The 20725-nt window shown below is 37.2% G+C and carries 19 protein-coding genes and 1 CRISPR repeat array; of the genes, 15 read left to right on the top strand and 4 right to left on the bottom strand.

The genetic code is table 11. The annotated features are described in order from the left end of the window. Position 1 precedes the first annotated feature (1 nt). From casB to R8495_RS07070, 13 genes are all read left to right on the top strand, one after another. Positions 2–643, top strand: a complete 642-nt coding sequence (gene casB / locus R8495_RS07130; RefSeq protein WP_317634789.1) for a type I-E CRISPR-associated protein Cse2/CasB — start codon at positions 2–4, stop codon at positions 641–643. Continuing rightward, entirely contained in the window at positions 636–1730 is a 1095-nt protein-coding gene (gene cas7e, locus R8495_RS07125) for a type I-E CRISPR-associated protein Cas7/Cse4/CasC (RefSeq protein WP_317634788.1), read from the top strand. The genes casB and cas7e overlap by 8 nt, the downstream gene beginning before the upstream one ends. Continuing rightward, complete coding sequence (cas5e, locus tag R8495_RS07120; protein ID WP_317634787.1) at positions 1711–2421, top strand: type I-E CRISPR-associated protein Cas5/CasD; 711 nt, start codon at positions 1711–1713, stop codon at positions 2419–2421. Before cas7e ends, cas5e begins: the two co-directional genes overlap by 20 nt. Before the next feature lie 11 nt (positions 2422–2432). Further along, the gene (gene cas6e / locus R8495_RS07115) at positions 2433–3083 is read left to right on the top strand and encodes a type I-E CRISPR-associated protein Cas6/Cse3/CasE (RefSeq protein ID WP_317634786.1); all 651 of its coding nucleotides are present in this window, start codon (positions 2433–2435) and stop codon (positions 3081–3083) included. 1 nt (position 3084) lies between these two features. Continuing rightward, complete coding sequence (gene cas1e / locus R8495_RS07110) at positions 3085–4032, top strand: type I-E CRISPR-associated endonuclease Cas1e (RefSeq protein WP_317634785.1); 948 nt, start codon at positions 3085–3087, stop codon at positions 4030–4032. Beyond that, positions 4032–4913 carry a type I-E CRISPR-associated endoribonuclease Cas2e gene (cas2e, locus tag R8495_RS07105; RefSeq protein ID WP_317634784.1) on the top strand — a complete coding sequence of 294 codons (882 nt, stop codon included), beginning with the start codon at positions 4032–4034 and terminating at the stop codon, positions 4911–4913. Before cas1e ends, cas2e begins: the two co-directional genes overlap by 1 nt. A gap of 29 nt (positions 4914–4942) precedes the next feature. Beyond that, positions 4943–5397: a CRISPR direct-repeat array (repeat unit 28 nt; unit sequence GTGTTCCCCGCGCAAGCGGGGGTGATCC). A 133-nt stretch (positions 5398–5530) separates the two neighbouring features. Further along, positions 5531–6817 carry an RNA polymerase factor sigma-54 gene (rpoN, locus tag R8495_RS07100; protein WP_317634783.1) on the top strand — a complete coding sequence of 429 codons (1287 nt, stop codon included), beginning with the start codon at positions 5531–5533 and terminating at the stop codon, positions 6815–6817. Between the two features lie 105 nt (positions 6818–6922). Then, positions 6923–7597 (top strand): DUF969 domain-containing protein, encoded by a 675-nt coding sequence (locus R8495_RS07095; protein WP_317634782.1) that lies wholly within the window; start codon positions 6923–6925, stop codon positions 7595–7597. Then, positions 7587–8501, top strand: a complete 915-nt coding sequence (locus tag R8495_RS07090; protein WP_317634781.1) for a DUF979 domain-containing protein — start codon at positions 7587–7589, stop codon at positions 8499–8501. Before R8495_RS07095 ends, R8495_RS07090 begins: the two co-directional genes overlap by 11 nt. A 14-nt stretch (positions 8502–8515) precedes the next feature. Beyond that, positions 8516–9163: a pyroglutamyl-peptidase I gene (gene pcp / locus R8495_RS07085; RefSeq protein WP_317634780.1), complete on the top strand. Its 648-nt coding sequence runs from the start codon at positions 8516–8518 to the stop codon at positions 9161–9163. Between the two features lie 129 nt (positions 9164–9292). Further along, a complete protein-coding gene (locus tag R8495_RS07080; RefSeq protein ID WP_317634779.1) occupies positions 9293–11167 on the top strand; it encodes a heavy metal translocating P-type ATPase in 1875 nt (624 codons plus the stop codon). Positions 11168–11193: 26 nt separating this feature from the next. Further along, the gene (locus tag R8495_RS07075) at positions 11194–11514 is read left to right on the top strand and encodes an ArsR/SmtB family transcription factor (RefSeq protein WP_317636609.1); all 321 of its coding nucleotides are present in this window, start codon (positions 11194–11196) and stop codon (positions 11512–11514) included. A gap of 30 nt (positions 11515–11544) precedes the next feature. After that, positions 11545–12366 carry a Cof-type HAD-IIB family hydrolase gene (locus R8495_RS07070; RefSeq protein ID WP_317634778.1) on the top strand — a complete coding sequence of 274 codons (822 nt, stop codon included), beginning with the start codon at positions 11545–11547 and terminating at the stop codon, positions 12364–12366. 39 nt (positions 12367–12405) lie between these two features. On the opposite strand, the gene R8495_RS07065 is transcribed toward R8495_RS07070, so the two are convergent. From R8495_RS07065 to R8495_RS07055, 3 genes are all read right to left on the bottom strand, one after another. Then, positions 12406–12807 (bottom strand): type II toxin-antitoxin system HicB family antitoxin, encoded by a 402-nt coding sequence (locus R8495_RS07065; RefSeq protein ID WP_317634777.1) that lies wholly within the window; start codon positions 12805–12807, stop codon positions 12406–12408. Between the two features lie 64 nt (positions 12808–12871). Continuing rightward, entirely contained in the window at positions 12872–14143 is a 1272-nt protein-coding gene (gene kynU / locus R8495_RS07060) for a kynureninase (RefSeq protein WP_317634776.1), read from the bottom strand. Then, entirely contained in the window at positions 14140–15327 is a 1188-nt protein-coding gene (locus R8495_RS07055; protein ID WP_317634775.1) for an MFS transporter, read from the bottom strand. Before R8495_RS07055 ends, kynU begins: the two co-directional genes overlap by 4 nt. Before the next feature lie 297 nt (positions 15328–15624). On the opposite strand from R8495_RS07055, the gene R8495_RS07050 reads away from it, so the two are divergent. Further along, positions 15625–16893 carry a PTS sugar transporter subunit IIC gene (locus R8495_RS07050; RefSeq protein ID WP_317634774.1) on the top strand — a complete coding sequence of 423 codons (1269 nt, stop codon included), beginning with the start codon at positions 15625–15627 and terminating at the stop codon, positions 16891–16893. Between the two features lie 37 nt (positions 16894–16930). On the opposite strand, the gene R8495_RS07045 is transcribed toward R8495_RS07050, so the two are convergent. Continuing rightward, on the bottom strand, positions 16931–17953 hold the full coding sequence (locus R8495_RS07045; RefSeq protein ID WP_317634773.1) for an AraC family transcriptional regulator: 1023 nt from the start codon (positions 17951–17953) through the stop codon (positions 16931–16933). A 32-nt stretch (positions 17954–17985) separates the two neighbouring features. On the opposite strand from R8495_RS07045, the gene R8495_RS07040 reads away from it, so the two are divergent. Then, positions 17986–20724, top strand: coding sequence for an alpha-L-rhamnosidase (locus tag R8495_RS07040; RefSeq protein ID WP_317634772.1), 2739 nt, complete (start codon positions 17986–17988; stop codon positions 20722–20724). Position 20725: the final 1 nt, after the last annotated feature.

Below are 20725 nucleotides of genomic sequence, written 5' to 3'. Positions count from 1 at the left end.
TATGAAACAAAGTGAAATTAAAAATGTAACTGGTTCAATTATACATATATTACATGGGACCGCTAGTTACCGAGGAGTTTTGGCTAGTATTCGTGGTGCAGCAAGTTTTAACAGCCCTCGAGCTCAACCCGCCTGGCCGATTATAATGAGAGCGTTACGAGAGGATTTATTGGGAAGAAATGGTCAACCATCATACGCTGAAAAGGCAGTATATTCTGCTTTGAGAATGTATGCAATTCATCAGCAGGGCAGTGATGAATTCGTTTATGGACCAATTGACTATAAAAAAGAATCTAATTCTGATTCAGAATCAGATGACAAGTTAGAGCCAGGAGTTGACCTTTTCACGGTTTTGGGTGAATTGAGACATAACGAAGATTTAGAAGTAGCTTTGGATCGGCGAGTTCGCCAAACATTGTCAACAACTGATGTTAATAGCGTCATCAATTCACTTAATCACTTGGTTGGCATCATTAAATCGAAAAAATTGAAGATAAAAATTGATTATGGAAAATTGGCTCAAGACCTTTATTGGTTTCAAATGAGTTACGAATCGGCAAATTCGGTTCGATTATCATGGGGTCAACAATATTATGGAAATGCTGCTAAGAAAGCAGAAGAAAAAGGAGAAAAAAATGACTAATAAAAATAATCTATACTTGGACATCAATGTCCTTCAAGCTGTCCCATCGTCTAATATCAATCGTGACGACACAGGGGCACCAAAGACTGCCTTATATGGTGGAGTTATCAGATCACGAGTATCTTCTCAGAGCTGGAAACGAGCAATGAGACATGCGTTGAATGGTAAAGATTTGGGTTCAGGATTAAGAACAGTAAAGTTGGCTCAATTATTAAAAGAGAAAATCATGTCATTAGATTCTTCTTTATCTGAGAGTGATGCGGATAATAAAGTTAAAGAAGTATTCAAAAGTACTGGCATTAAATTAAAAGGTGAAGATACGGCTGCTTTGCTTTTAATAAGTAAAGGACAAGTTGAAAAAATTGCTGAATATGTGCTTGCTCATGAAGAAATAGATAAAAAAGAACTTAAAGAAATCTTCAACGGTAATCAGTCAGTAGATTTAGCTCTGTTTGGTCGGATGGTTGCTGATAATCCAGAACTAAATGTCGAAGGATCTTCTCAAGTTGCCCATGCAATTTCTACCCATGAAGTAGTACCTGAATTTGACTATTTCACTGCCCTTGATGATCTCCAAAAAGAAGATACAACGGGAGCTACAATGTTAGGCTCGATCGAATACAATTCTTCAACTTTGTATCGTTATGCGAATTTAAACTTCCCAGAGTTGGTTCATAATTTAGGATCTGAAGCGGCAGTTGAAGGAGCAGTTGAATTTATCAAATCGTTTGTACTATCAATGCCAACTGGTAAGCAGAATACTTTTGCCAATAAAACTCTTCCTAATTATGTAATGATTACGCTTAGAACTGATACTCCCGTTAATTTGGTTTCAGCATTTGAAGAACCAGTGAAATCAAATCAAGGATACGTCAAACCATCAATTAATAAACTAGAAGAAGAATATCAAAACACTTTGAAGATGGTGGATACACCGATTAAAACTTTAATACTGTCAATGGAAAAGATTGAAAGAGATAAAGATAGTATTTTGAAGGACGATCAAGTAACAGATTTAAATGAGTTACTAAGTAAAGTATCAGAAGAGCTTCAACAAGTGGTCCAAAATGAAAACGATAACGATTAAATTAACCGGTCCTCTTCAGTCGTTTGGTAATGAAGCAACATTTAATCAGCGAACTACGAGTCTTCATCCTTCAAAAAGTGCAGTGATCGGAATGATTGCTGCGGCACTTGGATTCCAGCGAGATGATGAAAAAATCACAGATTTAAATGGTCTTGATTTTGCAGTTAGAATTGATCAGCCAGGTCGAGTTTTTACTGAATTTCAAACGGTTGAGTGGAAAAAAGACACCCGAAAATTGACTTATCGGGGACACATTCAAGATGCAGTATTTGCGGTAGCGATTGGAAGTGATAATGACTCGTTAATCGATGAGATACAATTTGCTCTTAGACATCCGGGCTATCAACTGTTTTTGGGACGGCGCGCAAATGTACCAGCAGGAGTTTTGCAGATCGAAGAATTTTCTGGGTTAAATCCAGTTCAAGTTTTAAAGGATTTTCCATGGCAAGCGAGCCGCTGGTATCAAAAATCAAAATCTAATAAGCAAACGGTTAAAGTTGAATTACTGGCTGATTCAAAGTTACTTAGTGGAGATAAATATTTCATGGTAAAAGATAGTGTCGGATCATTTAGTCAAAAGAATCGTTTTTTCAACTATCGTCCAGTTGAGAGAGATATGATTGAATTGACTAATCCGTCTTATCAAGAAAAAGATCAATCGACAGATCACGATCCTTTTAGTGCGTTGTAGGAGAAAACAAAATGTATTTATCAAGGGTAGAAATCGATTTAAATAATCGTCAGAAAACTAAAGATTTAACCCACTTGGGAGCTTATCACAACTGGGTTGAACAAAGTTTTCCTGAGGTAATTCAAGAGAAAGCTCATCCAAGAAATTTATGGCGAATTGATACTTTAGAGGAGAAGACTTATTTGATCGTTTTGAGCAACGACAAGCCTGATCCTTCTTGCTTTTCAAGATACGGAGTCGAGGGGACGGAAGTTAGTAAATCTTATGATCAGTTTTTAAATTCATTAACAAATGGTCAACGCTTACAATTTCGCTTAACTGCGAATCCAACTTATTCAGTTATAACGCCAGGTGAAAAACGAGGTAAAGTTTATCCTCATATTACAATTAGACATCAAAAAGAATGGCTGATAAAGAAATCTGAAAAGGCAGGTTTTCGAATTCTTCAAAATGATGAAGGTGATTATTCATTTAATATTGTTAGTCGAGATCAAGCTACTTTAAGGCATAATGGAAATAAAACCATCAGATTGAGCCGAGTATCATATGAAGGTTTTCTTGAAATCAGTGATGTAGATAAATTTAAAGATACTTTGATCCATGGTATTGGTCGTGAGAAGGCCTACGGGATGGGTTTGATGACAGTAATTCCGGTTAAATAACATGAAACCAAAATTTGGTGCGAAAAAACCAGAGCTTTCTGAATTGGGAAGAATTAAAGATCGGATTACTTTTTTATATTTAGAACATGCTAAATTAAATCGACAAGATAGCGCCATTGTTGTTGCCGATAGTAAAGGTACCGTGTTTGTACCTGCAGGAATTATTAGCGTTCTTTTTCTTGGACCAGGAGTTGATATCACGCATCGGGCAATGGAATTAATTGGTGATGCAGGCATGAGTGTTGTATGGGTGGGTGAAAGAGGAGTACGTCACTATGCGCACGGTCGACCGCTGAGCCATTCATCTGCACTGATTGAAAAACAAGCACTTTTGGTATCAAATACTCGCTCAAGAATATCTGTTGCTAGAAAAATGTATCAAATGAGATTTCCCAATGAAGATGTCACTGGTTTAACTATGCAGGAACTGCGGGGGAAAGAAGGTGCTAGAATTCGGCAAGTTTACCGCGCACAATCACGATTGACTAACGTTCCTTGGACCAAGCGTGAATATAATCATGATGATTTTGATTCAGGAACCCCCGTTAATAAAGCTTTAACTGCAGCGCACCAAGCTCTGTATGGTCTAAGTTATAGCGTTATTGTGGCGCTTGGTGCATCACCTGCTCTTGGTTTTGTGCACACAGGACATGATTTATCATTTGTATATGATTTTGCTGATCTGTATAAGGCCGAATTTTCAATTCCAACCGCTTTTAAAATGGCTGCTGATTTTGGGGAAGATAAGGATATCGGTTCGCGAACTAGATTGGCAATGCGAGACAAGTTTGTCGATGGAAAAATAATGATCCGAATGGTTCAAGATTTAAAATTTTTACTAGAAGTTGAAGATGAACAGGATGTAGAGATCCTTGGACTATGGGATGATAAAATCGGTCTGCAAAAATTCGGCGTTCAATATTCAGAGTATGAGGAAAACGAAATTTAATGATCGTTATTACTTTAACAAAAGTTCCTCGTTCCTTAAGAGGTGACTTAACCAAGTGGTGTCAAGAAATCCAGACTGGCGTTTATGTTGGAAATTTTAGTGCTAGAATTCGAGATCAATTGTGGGATCGAATTATGCGAGATATTGGCAATGGTCAGGCAACGATGGTCTTCAATGTTCAAAACGAGTTCGGTTATCAAATCAGGACTACGAGAATTGACTATCAGGTTGTAGATTTTGACGGTATCCCGTTAGTAAAGCGATTAAATAAGGTAGAAGGACTTGTAAAACACGGATTTAGCAATGCTGCCAAATGGCGGAAAGCCAAAAAGTTTACTCAAAAACGGGTCGTATCCAATAATCCAACTAGCTTTATGTCACTTGATGTTGAAACTACAGGTTTAGATGTTAGTAAAGATCAGATAATTTCCATTGGTGCAGTTAAAAATAATATTGATGGATTCAAAGAAAAGTTCCATGTGTTCGTTAAGACCGACAAAAAAATACCTGAAAATATTACGAAATTAACAGGTATCACGAATTTAATTTTAGAAAATGAAGGTGTTGAATTGTCTGAAGCATTATTAGATATAAAAGAATTTGCAGAGGACATGCCGATTGTTGGGTATAATCTGTCGTTTGATGATAAGTTCATCTCGATGGCGTTTAGAAATCTAAATGAATCAGAGTTGTCAAATAAACTAATTGATTTGATGCCTGTTGTCAAAAAGAAAAATAAATTCTTAGACGATTACAGGTTAGGGACAGTTTTAGAAAAATATGAGATTGAGAATTTAAAGCCTCATGAGTCACTATCTGATGCGGATGCAACTATGGATCTGGCAGAAAAACTCATAAAAAATGGTGATCTGGAGATTTAGAAATGTTGATTTAGTGGGATTTTCTTAGTGTGTTCCCCGCGCAAGCGGGGGTGATCCCCGAGGGCGGGTACTTGACGAAGTGGTTTTTTTGTGTTCCCCGCGCAAGCGGGGGTGATCCTGTGGATATTTCGCCCTGGGGCATGACCATGACGTGTTCCCCGCGCAAGCGGGGGTGATCCCTACACCAGAAAATGGTGAAACGATAGAAGTAAGTGTTCCCCGCGCAAGCGGGGGTGATCCCGCAATTCAACACATGTATGATTTGAAATCTTGGTGTTCCCCGCGCAAGCGGGGGTGATCCTTTATAAAGCCCTGCCAGTCTGACCGCTTTATAGTGTTCCCCGCGCAAGCGGGGGTGATCCTATGCTGAGACCCGATTAGGTTGACCCCGTGCAGTGTTCCCCGCGCAAGCGGGGGTGATCCCCAGCTTATCTTCGATTCTGTAGCTATCTACTAGTGTTCCCCGCGCAAGCGGGGGTGATCCTGTAGGTTTCAAACGGGGTATCGACATTGCTAGGTACTCCCTGCATTTGCAGGGGGTATTTTTTGTGCCGCTTAAAGTTTTGTTGCCGCTATCACTAAATCTGAGGTACAATTAGTAAAAACGAGTGTAGCAGATGGGATTAAAACAGAGTTATCAAATAAACCAGAAACAGCTTCACAGCCTTGCTTTAACACAGAGCATGAAGCAGTCCATTTTAATATTACAGACAAATTTAATTGATCTGAGCGATTATGCTCAAAATGTAAGCATGTCAAATCCTCTATTTGACGTAAATCCAATGATTTCCAAACGGGAAGTGGAAATGTCAACGACGCTTTTCAATAATCAGCAGGAACATCAGACGGTTTACGACTATTTATTTGATCAGGTGCATTTGACAATGCGGGATACTCCCTTAAGTGTCGTAGTTTTGGTTTTAATAGAGCACCTAGATGAGCATGGATACTTATTAACAAAAGATGAGGATCTTTTACAGGAACTTTCGATCGATCAAGTTACCCTAATGGATGCTAAAGAGTTACTTTACAATTTGGATCCACCAGGAGTTGGGGCGCAGAATTTACTAGAATGCTTGAGTTTACAATTGCAATTTAAAACTGCAACTCCTGCCAGCACCCTTGCTTTAAAAATATTGGACAATTGTTCTAATGAGCTCATTGAACACCGTTGGAACGAAATCTCAAAGATGCTCGGGGTAACACTTACAGAGGTTCAGTCAGCTTTTAAAGTCATTCAAACATTAACTCCTTATCCTTTTACGGAAAATAAACTTCAAAATAATTACATCGTTCCAGAATTGATTGTTCGAAATCATAAGGGAAAATTGACGCTTGAGGTGACTAAATATGGTTATCCTAATTTAGTTTTTGCGGAAGAAACTTATAATGAATTGCAAAAAAGTACAGATTTGGAAGTGCAATCTTATGTCAAGTCAAAATATCAAGAATATCAAGCATTAAAACGCAATTTAGATCGCCGAATTCAGACTATTTCCATGATTGGCCGAATAATTATTGAAGCACAGGCAGATTTTTTTCTGCATCATTCAGGTCCTTTGAATCCTCTTTTGCTGCGCGACGTAGCACAAAAACTAGATATTAGTATGTCAACTGTGAGTCGAACTATTAATGGAAAATATCTTCAAACAGATTTTGGGGTTTTCGAGTTGAAATATTTCTTCACTAAGAGAAGCAATCCTAAATCTGATCATTCAGTACCTCAGGTCCAATTGAAAATACAAACATTGATTTCAAAGGAGGAAGCTGCCCATCCGTTAAGTGATCAAAAGTTAGTTGAATTGTTGGGTGAGGCAGGAATAAAAATTGCTCGGCGCACAGTCGCTAAATATCGAGAACAATTAGGCATATTGAGCTCTAGCAAAAGAAAAAACGATAGTTAAATTATTAATTGTTTGCCTTATCTATACTATTTAAAGAACTAGAAATAAGCAGTAACTTATGTTAAAATTAAAAAATATTTGTTATTTTAAGAGGGAGATGGATTAATGGAGTACATAAAACTACTTGGAATCTTAATTATTGTAATTGGTTTTGCTTTAAAATTTGATCCGACGGCAGTTGTTATTATTGCAGCGGTTGCGACAGGTTTGCTATCGGGGATGGATTTTGGCCAGTTACTAGAGATTTTAGGAAAGAGTTTTACAGATAACAGAATGGTAACCTTGTATTTTCTAACTTTGCCGATGATTGGTTTAGTTGAGAGTCATGGATTAAAAGAGGTAGCTATTAACGCGATCAAACGAATCAAAAATGCAACTCCAAGTACAATTCTCGATATTTACATGTTGATTAGAGAAATTGGTGGCATTTTTGGAATTTCTTTTTCAGGGCAAGTTACTTTTGTAAGACCACTAGTAGTTCCAATGACAACTGCGGCAGCTGAAACTAAACGACCATTAACAAAACGTGAGCAAGAGCTTATCAAAGGACATTCGGCGGCCGTGGAAAATTTGGGTAATTTTTTTGCTCAAAATTTGTTCATTGCTTCCAGTGGAGTTTTACTGATTTCTAGTACCATGAATGGTCTGAAATACGCAGTTAGTCCTACTAAAATCGTTCTATATTCAATTCCAATGGCAGTTATTACTTTTGTGGTAGGAGTAATTTGGAATTCACTTTTTGATCGAAAATTTAACGAGGTGAGTGTCAATGGCAAGTAATTTATTGATGTTTTTCTATGCTTTAGTTGGTGTTTGTTTGGCGATTGCTGCACAAGAAAGTTTCAAAGATGAAGAAAATCCTGCTCGGATCGGGACGGGGATTTTCTGGTTGATTTTAGCGATAATTTTTGCTTTTGGTAATTTTATTCCGAAAAAAATTACTGGTTTTTTAGTGTTAGTAATTGGAGTTTTGGCGTTATTTAAACAAATTAAAGTTGGGACAATTGAACCAGTAGATGGAAAACATGCAGCTCAATTTGCCAAAAAATTAGGTGGTTGGATTTTCTTACCTAGTATCGTTTTAGCTGTTGTCGCCATCTGTATTGGGTCATTCACTAAACTAGGTGGTCAAGTCGCGGTTGGTTTTGGAGCAGTTATTTCTTTAATTGTTGCAATGGTTGAAACAAAGGCTCCAGTAAAAATGGTTTATAATGATACTCAAAGGATGATTCGTTCAGTCGGAACGGCCGGAATTTTACCGCAACTTCTAGCAACTCTTGGTGCAGTATTTACGGCAGCGGGTGTCGGTGATTTGACAGCCAAGTTGATTTCGGGAGCCTTTCCACCTGGAAATCGACTTTTTGGAGTGATTCTCTATTGTATATCAATGGCTCTATTTACGATCATTATGGGAAATGCTTTTGCAGCATTTGCGATAATTACAGCTGCAGTCGGAATTCCTTTTGTTGTTGCTCAAGGAGGGAATCCCGCAGTCGTTGCAGCGCTTGGAATGACTTCAGGTTATTGCGGTACTTTAGTGACACCAATGGCTGCCAATTTTAACAGTTTGCCAGTGGCACTGTTAGACATGGATGATCAGATGGGTGTGATTAAACAGCAATTGCCGATCGCCGCAATCCTTTTACTTGCTCATATTATACTAATGTATTTCTTGGCTTTTTAAATGGAGGACTAAAAATGAAAATATTAGTAACAGGCTTCAATCCTTTTGGGGATGATAAAATTAACCCAGCAATTGAAACAGTTAAAAGACTGTCAGATTCAATTGCTGGAGCTCAAATTATTAAGCTGGAAATTCCAACCGAATTTGGTCGGTGTGCCGAAGTAGTAAAGGAAGCAATCAAAAATTATCAACCTGATTACGTCTTAAACGTTGGTCAGGCTGGCGGTCGATTTGCGATTACACCAGAGCGAGTTGCGATTAATTTAGATGACGGTCGGATTAAAGATAACGCGGGTTATCAACCTTTTAATCAACGGATTCATGAAGACGGTGCCCCTGCATATTTTACTCAATTACCTGTTAAAGCGATGGCTCGGGCAATCCGTGAGGCAGGTTTACCGGCCGAAGTATCAAATACAGCGGGAACATTCGTTTGTAATCATATTTTCTATCAAGTTCAGTATATGAAAGACAAAGAATTTCCAAAAATTAAAGCAGGATTTATTCATATTCCTTTTCTACCCGATCAAGTAGTTACCCGCCCAGGAACACCATCGTTATCATTAGAAGATGATGTTAGGGGAATTACAGCGGCAATTAATGCAATTGTTGAACGGGACGGCAAAAACGATCTTGAAACCGTTGAAGGAACCATTGCTTAATGGGGGACCGATGAGGTTCCTTTTTTATTTTCCTTCTTGACAAAAACCAAAAAATCTCTTATATTCTAAATGAATATATGAACAGTTGTTCATATGAACAATAAAGAGTTTAGAGAGATAGGTATATTTATGAAATTGTCAAAGCCAGTTTGGGCATATTTGATCGGACTAGTAATTTTCTTTGGAGCTTTATTTGTCCCTGAAAATCAGTTAATAATGCGAAATGGATTGTTTTTCGCAGCTGTACTTTTGGCAGGATATCACGTTACTTTAGAAGGTTTGACAGATACAGTTGAAAAAACTAAAGAACAGAAACGTTTTATTCCAAACATTCATATTTTGATGTGTTTAGCGGCACTTGGTTCAATGATTATTGGTAGTTTTGAAGAAGCTGCACTATTAATCTTAATTTTCGCTGGCGCAGATTTTCTGGAGGAATACGCTGAAAATAAAAGTCGCAAGGAAATCACTTCTTTACTCAAAATGGCACCTGTAGAGGCACAGAGAATTAATTATGATGGAAAAATGGAAATAGTTGCTGTCAGTGATTTGTCAGTCGGTGACCATCTTCAAGTTTTAAATGGTGCCCAAGTGCCAACTGATGGTACGATCACTAAAGGAAGCGCCAGTATTAACGAAGCTTCGATCAGTGGGGAAAGCATTCCACGCGAAAAGCAAACTGGCGATGAAGTTTTTGGTGGGACGATTAACGGAAATTCAACTTTTGAGATGGTTGTTACCAAAAATAGTTCGGATACAGTTTTTGCCAAAATTATTCAAATGGTTGAAACGGCGCAAGAAACTCCCACTAAAACGGCAACAATTATTCAAAAAATTGAACCAGTTTATGTAAAAACAGTATTACTATTATTACCATTTGTACTTCTTGCCGGTCCGTTTTTATTTGGTTGGACCTGGGAAATGAGTTTTTATCGCATGATTGGCTTTTTAGTTGCGGCGTCTCCTTGTGCCTTGGCTGCGAGTGCGGTTCCAGCAACACTGTCGAGTATTTCTAATTTAGCTCGCAATGGAGTTCTTTTTAAGGGTGGCGCGTATTTAGCCAACCTTTCGCAGTTAAAAGCGATTGCGTTTGATAAGACGGGAACTTTAACTCAAGGTGAACCAGCGGTGACAGATTCCTTTTTTGATCAGACAATTGATCGTAAAGAGTTAATTAATGTGATTGTTGCCTTGGAAAAACAGAGCAATCATCCATTAGCTAAAGCGATTGTGGCTGGTTTTAAACCAACTGAGAAATTAAACGGATTAGATTGTGAGAATAAAATTGGTCAAGGTTTAAGTGCTAGTTATCAAGGACATGAATATTCGATTGGTAAAAGTGAAAATTTTAATCAAATTTCTGATTCGTATAAAATTCGTTATAAGAAGTGGAGCGAACAAGGCAAAACCGTTGTTTATCTTGGAATTGACGGTAAAGTAGTTGGGGCAGTTGCGTTAATGGATTTACCGAAGGAGACTGCCAAGAGTGCGATCCAGTACTTCAATCATCATGGAGTGAAAACAGTGATGATTACAGGTGATTCTAAGATCACGGGTCAAGCCGTTGCTGGTAATTTGGCGATTGAAGAAGTGGTAACTAATGTAATGCCAGATCAAAAAGTAGAAGTAATTGATCAATTACACCAAGAAGATCGAGAAGTTGCGATGGTTGGTGATGGAGTCAATGATGCTCCTGCGTTAGTAAACGCAGATATTGGGGTTGCTATGGGATCTGGGACCGATGTTGCGATTGATGTGGCTGATGTTGTTTTAGTGAAAAATGATTTGTCTCGTCTAACTTTTGCTCACTATCTTTCTGGTAAAATGAACTGGATTGTGATAGAAAATATCATTTTTTCTCTTTCAGTTGTGGTATTATTGTTATTGTTGAATGTTTTACAAATTACTAATATTGGTTGGGGAGTTGCGTTACATGAGGGCAGTACGCTAATTGTAACTTTTAATAGTTTACGTTTGTTGCTGGTTCGGCGTCCCCAAACATAATTTTTGGGAGGTAGAAATTGGCAGCGATGGATGAACTAGATTTACCATCAAAATCAGAGCTTCAGCCGATCGTTGATGTTTTTAAAACGATGAGCGATCCGACCCGGATGAGGATTATTTTGGCAGTCGCTAATGGACCAATTACGGTTTCAGCGATTGCAAATTTGTTGGATTTGTCTTCGTCGAATGTCTCTCATCAGTTACGGTTATTACGTCAGCAGCGTTTGGTTGTCGGAGAAAGATCTGATAAACAGATTTATTATCGTTTGATTGATGAACATGTTTTACAAATTTACGATTTGACAAAGACCCATATCGAAGAAAAGAATGAACAAGCTCAAAAATAATTTTTTTGGGTTTGTTTTTGGTGAAAGATAATGAAATACAAGTTAATTGCGAGTGATTTAGATGAAACGCTTTTAAATGATGATAAGCACGTGGGAGAGAAGACCCGTGAGGCGATTAGAAAAGCTCGAGCGAAAGGGGTGCTTTTTGTACCAAATGGTGGACGGGGCTATACGCTAATTCGCCAAACTTTAGATGAAATTGATGCTCTGAACAAGCCAGGAGAGTATGTTGTTTCCTTTAATGGTAGTGTTATTACCGAAAATAAAAATGAGCGAGTGATTGAAAAGACGCTCATGGATTTTGATTTGATTAATCAACTATTTCAAATCGGTGAGGATCATTCACTACCAATGCATATTTATTGCATGGAGGAAATTTATGTTTGTAATTTAAACGAAAGCGAAAAAGACTATCTTGATCGCATGGGATTTCCTTATCAAGTGTTTGATGAACCTTCTATTGATTTTTTGCGTGATCAACCTTTAGTGAAGATGCTGTTTATGAATCAAGATCGTTCGCAACTGGAAGCATTGAGAGAAGAAGTTCCGAAGGACGTGTTAGATGTAACAACGACTACCTATTCATCGAATCGCTATCTGGAATTTAACACGGGCGGGGTTAACAAAGGTAAAGGATTGCTTCAGTTAGCAAAATTATTGGATATCTCACCGGAAGAAATTATTGCAGTTGGAGATAATTCTAATGATTTATCAATGATTGAAGCTGCTGGCTTAGGGGTAGCAGTCGAAAATGCAATTCCAGAAATAAAAAAAGCAGCGGATCATGTGTTGGATTGTGACAACAATCATGACAGCGTTGCTGAATTAATTGAAAGATTCATCTTGAATTAGTGAGGTACTCCAAAAGTTAATAAACTGGCGGAGTATTTTTTAGCTTAAATTTAAAACTTTTTTCAAAGCATCAGTTAAAACACGACTAAGATCTATTTTTCGTTCTTTAGCTACCAAACTTAAGTAAAAGGGGATCATCACAGTTTTTTTGACAAGTTTGCTGTTATCTTGCATTCGGGCAACATCGGTGTCAGCTTCAATAGGAATCAGTAAGTCGCCTTTTTTGTACTTGATTGTTTCATAGTTACTTGCAGGAGGAATTTTTTCCAGATCATCCTCCATAACAATTAAATACAATTCGAGACCATTCTTGGCATGACGTAGCGCACGAGCCATATCCTCTCCAAAAGTAGCGATATACGGCTTGAAGTCTGGAAATTCAACTTCATAGTAACCTGATTCGGGATCCTTATGGAATGTTGCATAATATAAATATTTCAATTATTCTCCTTTTGTTTCTTTAAACAAAAATCCCCCTAGAGTATGATTCTGGGGGGATAACTAATTAAACTACTAAACTACGTTTAGAACTGTACTTTTCATAGCTCTTGGAATCCATAATATCCTCTAATATTTCAACCATTTTATAAACATCTTCATAAGAAGTGTAAAGAGCAATTGGAGCTAAACGGATAACGTCAGGTTCACGGAAATCAGGAATTACATTGCGATCTTTAAGCGCTGAACAAATTTGAAAAGCATTGGGATGTTCTAAGCAAACGTGTCCGCCGCGTTTATCATCTTCACGCGGATTTCCCACTGTACAGCCATATTTAGCTAATTTCTCATCGATCAAAAACATTAAGTAAGAAGTAATTTTTAGCGATTTGGTTCGGATTTTATCCATTCCAATGCTATTAATCAAATTTAATGTTCCTTCTAACGGTGCCATTCCTAACATTGTTGGCGAACCAATTTGCCAGCCAGATACATCTTTTTGGTGTTCAAACTGATGTTTAAGTTGGAATTGAGTATCGTCGCGGTTTCCCCACCAACCAGCAAGGCCGGGATTTTCATCAAAGTGTTTTTTATTTAAGTATAATCCGGCAACTGAACCAGGACCCGCAGATAAATACTTATAAGTACACCAGATTGCAAAGTCAGGCTGAACTTTCGCAAAGTCCATCTTAATAGCGCCAATTGCATGACACAGGTCCCAACCAATAATGATTCCTTTTTCGTGCGCAGCTTTTGTAATTCGCTCCATATCAAGAACTTGAGCGCTTCGGTACAAAACTGTTGGTAATAAGATGAGTGCAACGTCTGAAGTCATTGCTTCAATTACTGCGTCTTCATCGATATATTTACCGTCAGGACTTTTCACCACTTTAACAGCATCTGCTGGGTCATAACCAGTTAAACGAATATCACTGTCAATAGCATACCGATCCGTTGGGAAGTTTAAATCATCAACAAGGATTTTGTATCTTTCTTTAGTTGGATGATACAAGGTTGTGACACATTGATGGATGTTTGAAGTCGTGTTGCCTGTGATCAAAACTTCATTTTCTTCAGCATTAATCAATTTAGCGCATTGGTTACCTAATTCTTGTCCGTAATGGAAGTATGGAGTCCACATATCAATTTCTTGCGTTTTCCAAACGTTCATCATTTTTAAAAGAGCTTCTTCAGCATCTTTTGAGGCTAAACCAAGAGAGTTACCATCCATATAGATTTGTCCTTGTTTAACATAGAAATGATCCCGGATTTCAGCCAATGGATCTTCTTGATCCAATTTTTTTGCTTGTTCTAAATCTGTTGTAAATTCATATTTCATTCTTCTTTTTCCTTTCGACTAAATAAGATAAATAATAAGATACTCAGAGTTCCAAGTAAACAAATACCGGTTAAGAGGACACTAGCACTGGCCCAAGAAATCTCAATCATCTTGGTAACGATCGGGGTTCCGATAATAATTCCGATATAGTATAAAAAATTAACAAATGATACAGCATACCCAACTAATTGAGGGGAGCTAACAGTTTTAGGAGCTAAGACCATGACGCACGATGATGCCATCATGATTGTTGCTGATAAAAAGAATACTTGTAAAATATAAGTAAAAGTGCCATTAAGCCAAAGCATGGGAAGGCAAGCAAGCGTCATGAGTCCAAATGAAATCAGAGTAATGATTTTTCCACGACGAGAAAAGCGATCCATCAAGAACCCAGCTAATAATCCAAAAGGGACTCCGAACAAACCAAATAGACTTGCCAAAAAGTTTGCTTCGTTATCGCTCACATGATAAAAATTAGTGAATAATAAAGGATAAAGGGTGATAAAAGCGTAGAGGACAAAGGCCATCGAACCTTGAGCAATTGCAAGCACCCAAATCCCTTTGTTTTTGATAATCGGGTTAAGTTGTTTTAAAACTGAGCCTTTATTTTCTTTATCAGCTGCTGCCAAATCTTTTTCAAAAAACTGCAAGTACAAAAGTAATAGAATTATCCCGAGGATAATGATAAATATCCAAGGAGCTTTAAGATTAAAAGTAGTGGCTAAAGGTTTAAACAGATTCATGGCAATCAGTGAACCAGCGGCTGAAAAAGTTCCCCAAATCCCCGTTGCAAGTCCCCGATTCTTATCAGGAAACCAATTGTTAATGAAAATTATCCCAACCATGATAACCATTGAGAAAGGAATTCCTTCGATGAAACGGGATAACAAGAGCCAAAAATAGTTAGAAGCCAAAAGGCCTAATAAATTTCCAAAAATTAGACATCCCATTAATCCAATTAACAACTTTTTCGGTCCCAATTTACTTACAATTCCTCCGCCTGGTAAAGCTAAAAACACTGCGGAAAAAGTGAAAACCGACATCAACCATGCAGAAGCGGTTAAGGATAAATGAAAACTTTGATTAATCTGTGTCAAAATTGGAACAATTTTTAACTGACTGAGAGAAATGGTAACTCCGCCGAGGTAAAGCAGAAAAAATTTAAACCATGAGTGTTTTTGCATAAATATCTCCTTTATGGGTATAGCATTTCTAACGATCCAGTTAAGTAATCTAAAAAAGGACCTAGTCGTTAACTACTTTTATTATAACCTAATTTTTAGGGAAAATATCTTTTTCGTGGCATTTTTAATGATACAAAAAAATGTTTAAACATAATTTGCGGTGTAATTATCAGCTAAGTAGTTTTAATCTTAAATTTGGTTAGTTTTTGTCTTGGGTAGGGTCATTATGTGACAAGATTAAACATAATATAATATTGATGTTGATAGCGCTAACAAAAAAATTAAGGAGAATTAAAGTTGAATACTTTTATTAAAAAATTAGAGTCATTCATTACGCCTGTTGCTAACTGGTTAAGCAACAACAAGATCATCCAATCGATCTCGAAAGGTTTAATGATTACAATGCCTATTATTATGGTAGGGGCAATTGCTTCAGTATTTCAAAATATCCCGATTACGGGTTATCAGCACTTTGTTACTACTACTTATTTTGGAACAATTTTAACAACTATTGTAAATATTACTACCAATATGTTGGCTGTATACGTTGTGGCGGCGATCAGTTACACCTATGCAGGAACATTTAAATTAGATCAGTTTGTTTGTGCATTACTTGCTTTGATGGGATTCTTTATTGTGACGCCACTGACTGTCAGCGGAAAAGGAATTGCAGCTGTAACAAACATTCCTTTAAGCTGGTTAGGTGCAAAAGGTTTGTTTACAGCAATGATTATTGCGATTGCAACCACTTTAATCTATCTTTTAATTGTTAAGAAGAATTTAGTGATTAAAATGCCTGATTCAGTTCCACCGTTTGTTTCTAAATCATTTGCTGCTATTATTCCTGGTTTTGCCACAGTTTTAGTTTTTGGCATAGTTGCGTTTTTATTTTCGATTACGCCATACAAAGATATGCATGATGCAATTTACTCTTTAATCCAAGTGCCTTTGAGCCACGTAGGAACAAGCGTTTGGGCTGCAGCGTTAATTTACTTGTTATCGGGACTTTGCTGGTTCTTTGGGATTCATGGGATTGCGGTTATCAGTGTAGTAATGCCAATTTGGATTGGCGCTGATGTTGCTAATGCTTCAGCTTTGTCCGCGGGAAAAGTAGCCCCAAATATCATCACTTATAACTGGATTAATGCTGTATCTTCTCCTGGTGGAAGTGGAGCAACGATTGGGTTAATCATTCTTGCAACCTTCTTTGCAAAAAGTGAGCGTTACCGTTCTTTAGGTAAATTAGCCATTGTGCCATCTTTGTTTAACATCAACGAGCCAGTTGTTTTTGGATTGCCGATGGTTTTAAACGCAATTATGGCAATTCCATTTATTTTAACCCCAGTTATTAATGTATTCTTAGGTTATATTTTAACTGTAGCTAAGATTCTTCCAGTTTCTAATGGTGTTGGTTCAATGGGCATGCCGATTTTGATGAATTCTTTTCTTTGCGGCGGCTGGAAATTAATGGTCTTTCAGATTTTCACAATTTTCTTGAGTCTTGCAATTTACTATCCGTTCTTTAAAATTTTGGATAATCGGGAAGTAGCAGAGGAGCAAAAATAAGAAAAATCAGTAAGCAGATTACAATGTTTACTGTTTTTTAATTTTTATTTCTAAATTCTCGTGGATTCATTCCGGTTACTTCTCTAAACTTACGGTAAAAGAAAGTCAAATTTTTATAACCGATATTTTCTGCAATTTCGTTCACTGGTAAATCGGTATTTTGTAACATGTTTTGAGCTTGATTAATCTTCTGCTTGATGACTAAATTTTTAAAAGTTTGACCAGTTTCTTCTTTTAGAAGATTAGCTAAATAGTTAGGGTGATAATTGAAAATTTCACCAACTTCTTGTAGCGTACAAGTTTGAAAATGATCTTCAATATACTTTAAAATTGATAAAACGACTGAATTTTCTTGCTTGGTATTAACCTTAATAACACTTAAATCTCGAAGCAAATTAGTTAAGAAAATGATCATGTATGATCGAATAGTCTCCTGAGAATAAAGATCATTACGAATGTATTCCAAGAGCATTTTTTCGACAATTTCATTTGATCGATTCAGGTCGTTAGCATGAAGAATTAGGTAATTTTCTTGATGATTATCAGAAGAAATTGCATTCAAAATAAATGAAGGAATCATACTAAAATTAGCTAGACGACTTAAAAACCCATTATTAAAAAATTCTTTTTGCATCACGATGTTGATGATTATATCTTCGTAGTTGGCATCAAAAATCGTATGAGCAACGTTGGAGTCCAAAAGGCAAAAATCGCCCGCTTTTAGTTCAATTTGTTTGTTTTGAATAATTTGTTGGCAGGATCCGTGGTAAACATAGGTCATTTCAATATGATGATGACGGTGTAAAGGCGGGTGACTAAATCTTGTGTGTTCAGCAAATTCAATATTACTGTGAGTGAAGAATCCGTGTTCATGCCCAGCCAAAAAGAATTTATTTTCGTGATGAAAATTGGTTAAATCGAAAGTTGGGATCTCGCTTTTTAAAAAGTCAGATGAATAGATCTTTTTGAAGAAATCATCACGTTTTTCTGGGTGATCCCGGTATTTTTTCTCGCTTTCAGATAGCGAATAGAGAAGTTTAATTAAATTTTTTTTGTTCATTTTTTACACCATAAAAACATAGAGGTAATAATATGCAAATTTATCAAATGCAAATTAATCATTTTACGAATCCAATTGGATTTGATTTTCGGGATCCAACTTTTACTTATAAAATAAAAGAAGCTTCCGGCAAAAAATTAGAGGCTCATAAACTTGAAATTTCTATTGATCCAGATTTTAAACAACTTATTTATACCACAGAAAAAGAGTCAACGACAAAAAGTTTGTTTACGAATATTTCACTGGATTTAAAACCACGAACGCGTTACTGGTGGCGAGTTCAAGCTTGGAGTGATACTAATGAAGAAGCTATAAACGTCAGTTGGTTTGAAACTGGCAAATTAGATGAAACTTGGCAAAGTAAGTGGATTTCACCTACTAATGACAAATTACGATCTGCTCAGTTGAGCTATCAATTTAAGTGTCAAAAGGAAGTTGAGAAAGTTCGTTTGTATATTTGCGGTTTAGGACTTTATGAAGCAACGATTAATGAAGAAAAAGTAAGTGCAGAATTTTTAACGCCAGGATACAACAATTATGACGCTTGGATTCAATATCAAAGTTATGATATTACCAAAATGCTGGAAACCGAAAATGAAATTTCGGTAATTTTGGGTCAAGGTTGGTATAAAGGAAGATTTGGCTTTGACGGGGGAAGTGAAAATATTTACGGCTCGCGACTGGCATTAAATGCAGAAATTAGAATTGTTTATACTGATGGAAGCTCGGATTTGATTGTCACTGATGATAATTGGCAGGCCAGCACTGGAATAATCGGAGAAAATTCGATTTATTACGGAGAAGATCAAGACGAAACTCTCGCAAATCAAAGCATCTCTTTAGAAGAAATTTCAGGCCCAACGGATAAGCTGCATGAACGCTTGAGTGCACCAGTGATTGTTGCTGAAAAAATGCCAGTTAAATCTGTGATTAATGAACCAGAATTATTGCTTGATCTGGGCCAAAATATGGTGGGTTGGGTAACTTTTAAAAACCGCTTGCCAAAAGGGACAACAATTAAATTAGAGTTTGCCGAAACCTTAATTCATGGTAAATTTTACCGCGATAATCTAAGAGAGGCGCGGGCTGCTTTTGTTTATACTTCAAACGGAGATGAAAAGTGGGTTCGGCCGCATTTTACATTTTTCGGTTTTCGTTATGTTAGGATTACGGGCTGGCCTGAAAACCTGACTTTAAATCCTGATGATTTTGTGGGAATAGTTTTAACTACGGAAATGCAGCGCACCGGTTGGTTTGAGACCGACAATTCAGCTGTTAATCGTTTGTATCAAAATATTTTGTGGTCCCAAAAAGGTAATTTCTTAGAAGTGCCAACCGATTGCCCGCAGCGAGATGAAAGAATGGGTTGGACTGGTGATGCTCAGATTTTTTCAAAAACTGCACTTTATAATGCAGATGCAACTGCATTTTATCAAAAATTTGGTTTTGATCTTGAAACTGAACAACGGACGCATGGAGGTGCTCCAACGATGACGATTCCTAATGTTCCGTCGGATCTACCGGCGCCAGAGACTGCTAATGGGATTTGGGGCGATGCCGCAGTTGTAATTCCTTGGAATGTTTATTTGGCTAGTGGCGATTCCAGAATTTTACGCAGACAGTTTAAGAGTATGAAAGCTTGGTTAGACTACGTTGCAACGAGACCATTTGAAAATGGTTTATGGGTCAAAGATTTTCAATTTGGCGATTGGTTAGCTTTGGATGGAGACGATCCGACTTCTCCAATCGGAGGAACAGAGGCTCAATTTGTCGCCAATGTTTACTATCTTAACTCGCTTAGAATTGCCAGCAAAACCGCTCAAATATTAGGGCAATCAGATCCTTTTAAGGAGCGGGCTAAGAATTTAAAGCAGGCAATTCGTAATGAATATTTCTCGCCAAATGGTCGATTTGTTCAAGATACACAAACTGGATATTTGTTGGCGCTCCACTTTGATTTGGTGAGTGCCAGCGAAAGATTTGCGATGATTGAAAAATTAAAAGCAAGAATTCAAAAAGATCAATATCATTTAACCACGGGTTTTGTTGGGACGCCATTACTTAATCCAGTTTTGAGTGACGCTGGATTAGATGATTTAGCTTACACTCTGCTTTTAAATGATGATTATCCAAGCTGGCTTTATGAGGTTAAAATGGGCGCAACGACTATCTGGGAGCGCTGGAATTCAATATTGCCAAACGGTGATATGTCTCCTGAGGGTATGAATTCCTTGAATCATTACGCGTATGGTGCAGTAGGAAGCTGGCTTTATGAAGATGTTTTAGGAATTAAGGCCCTGGATCCAGGTTTTTCAAAGATTCAAGTAGCACCGCATGTTCACTGGAGTATTCCTAGATTTTCCGGTTCTTATCTAAGTCCCAACGGATTAATAAAGGTTGCTTTTGAAGTTGACAAAAATAATCAAGTTACAATAAATTTAACAGTTCCATTTAATACCGAGGCTCATGTTCGTTTGCCATACCATGAAGAAAACGAAAAAAAGATGTTGTTAACGGCGGGGGATTATGAGTTTAAATATCAGGCGACAACGGAATTACGTCGCTCTTTCGATGAAAAGATGACCTTGAAAGATATTTTAGCGGATCCACTAACGGCGGTTCGTTTTAAAGAGCGGTTTGAAGATCATCGCATAAGTTCTGAACGAGAAGTTCGTCATCACGCCAATGATTCTTTAGCAGATTTAAAAGAACAAAACCTTTTGACAGAAAATGAATTGAGCGAATTTTTAAATAATTTGAGGGAGATATAAT

The sequence above is a fragment of the Xylocopilactobacillus apicola genome (assembly GCF_033095985.1).
Taxonomy (GTDB): Bacteria; Bacillota; Bacilli; order Lactobacillales; family Lactobacillaceae; genus Xylocopilactobacillus; species Xylocopilactobacillus apicola.
This window is presented reverse-complemented; position numbering and strand designations above follow the sequence as displayed.

Excerpts from the sequence above, each read along its gene's own strand:
- casB (WP_317634789.1), top strand. The coding sequence starts at position 2 with ATGAAACAAAGTGAAATTAAAAATGTAACTGGTTCAATTATACATATA.
- cas7e (WP_317634788.1), top strand. The coding sequence starts at position 636 with ATGACTAATAAAAATAATCTATACTTGGACATCAATGTCCTTCAAGCT.
- cas5e (WP_317634787.1), top strand. The coding sequence starts at position 1,711 with ATGAAAACGATAACGATTAAATTAACCGGTCCTCTTCAGTCGTTTGGT.
- cas6e (WP_317634786.1), top strand. The coding sequence starts at position 2,433 with ATGTATTTATCAAGGGTAGAAATCGATTTAAATAATCGTCAGAAAACT.
- cas1e (WP_317634785.1), top strand. The coding sequence starts at position 3,085 with ATGAAACCAAAATTTGGTGCGAAAAAACCAGAGCTTTCTGAATTGGGA.
- cas2e (WP_317634784.1), top strand. The coding sequence starts at position 4,032 with ATGATCGTTATTACTTTAACAAAAGTTCCTCGTTCCTTAAGAGGTGAC.
- rpoN (WP_317634783.1), top strand. The coding sequence starts at position 5,531 with ATGGGATTAAAACAGAGTTATCAAATAAACCAGAAACAGCTTCACAGC.
- R8495_RS07095 (WP_317634782.1), top strand. The coding sequence starts at position 6,923 with ATGGAGTACATAAAACTACTTGGAATCTTAATTATTGTAATTGGTTTT.
- R8495_RS07090 (WP_317634781.1), top strand. The coding sequence starts at position 7,587 with ATGGCAAGTAATTTATTGATGTTTTTCTATGCTTTAGTTGGTGTTTGT.
- pcp (WP_317634780.1), top strand. The coding sequence starts at position 8,516 with ATGAAAATATTAGTAACAGGCTTCAATCCTTTTGGGGATGATAAAATT.
- R8495_RS07080 (WP_317634779.1), top strand. The coding sequence starts at position 9,293 with ATGAAATTGTCAAAGCCAGTTTGGGCATATTTGATCGGACTAGTAATT.
- R8495_RS07075 (WP_317636609.1), top strand. The coding sequence starts at position 11,194 with ATGGATGAACTAGATTTACCATCAAAATCAGAGCTTCAGCCGATCGTT.
- R8495_RS07070 (WP_317634778.1), top strand. The coding sequence starts at position 11,545 with ATGAAATACAAGTTAATTGCGAGTGATTTAGATGAAACGCTTTTAAAT.
- kynU (WP_317634776.1), bottom strand. The coding sequence starts at position 14,143 with ATGAAATATGAATTTACAACAGATTTAGAACAAGCAAAAAAATTGGAT.
- R8495_RS07055 (WP_317634775.1), bottom strand. The coding sequence starts at position 15,327 with ATGCAAAAACACTCATGGTTTAAATTTTTTCTGCTTTACCTCGGCGGA.
- R8495_RS07045 (WP_317634773.1), bottom strand. The coding sequence starts at position 17,953 with ATGAACAAAAAAAATTTAATTAAACTTCTCTATTCGCTATCTGAAAGC.
- R8495_RS07040 (WP_317634772.1), top strand. The coding sequence starts at position 17,986 with ATGCAAATTTATCAAATGCAAATTAATCATTTTACGAATCCAATTGGA.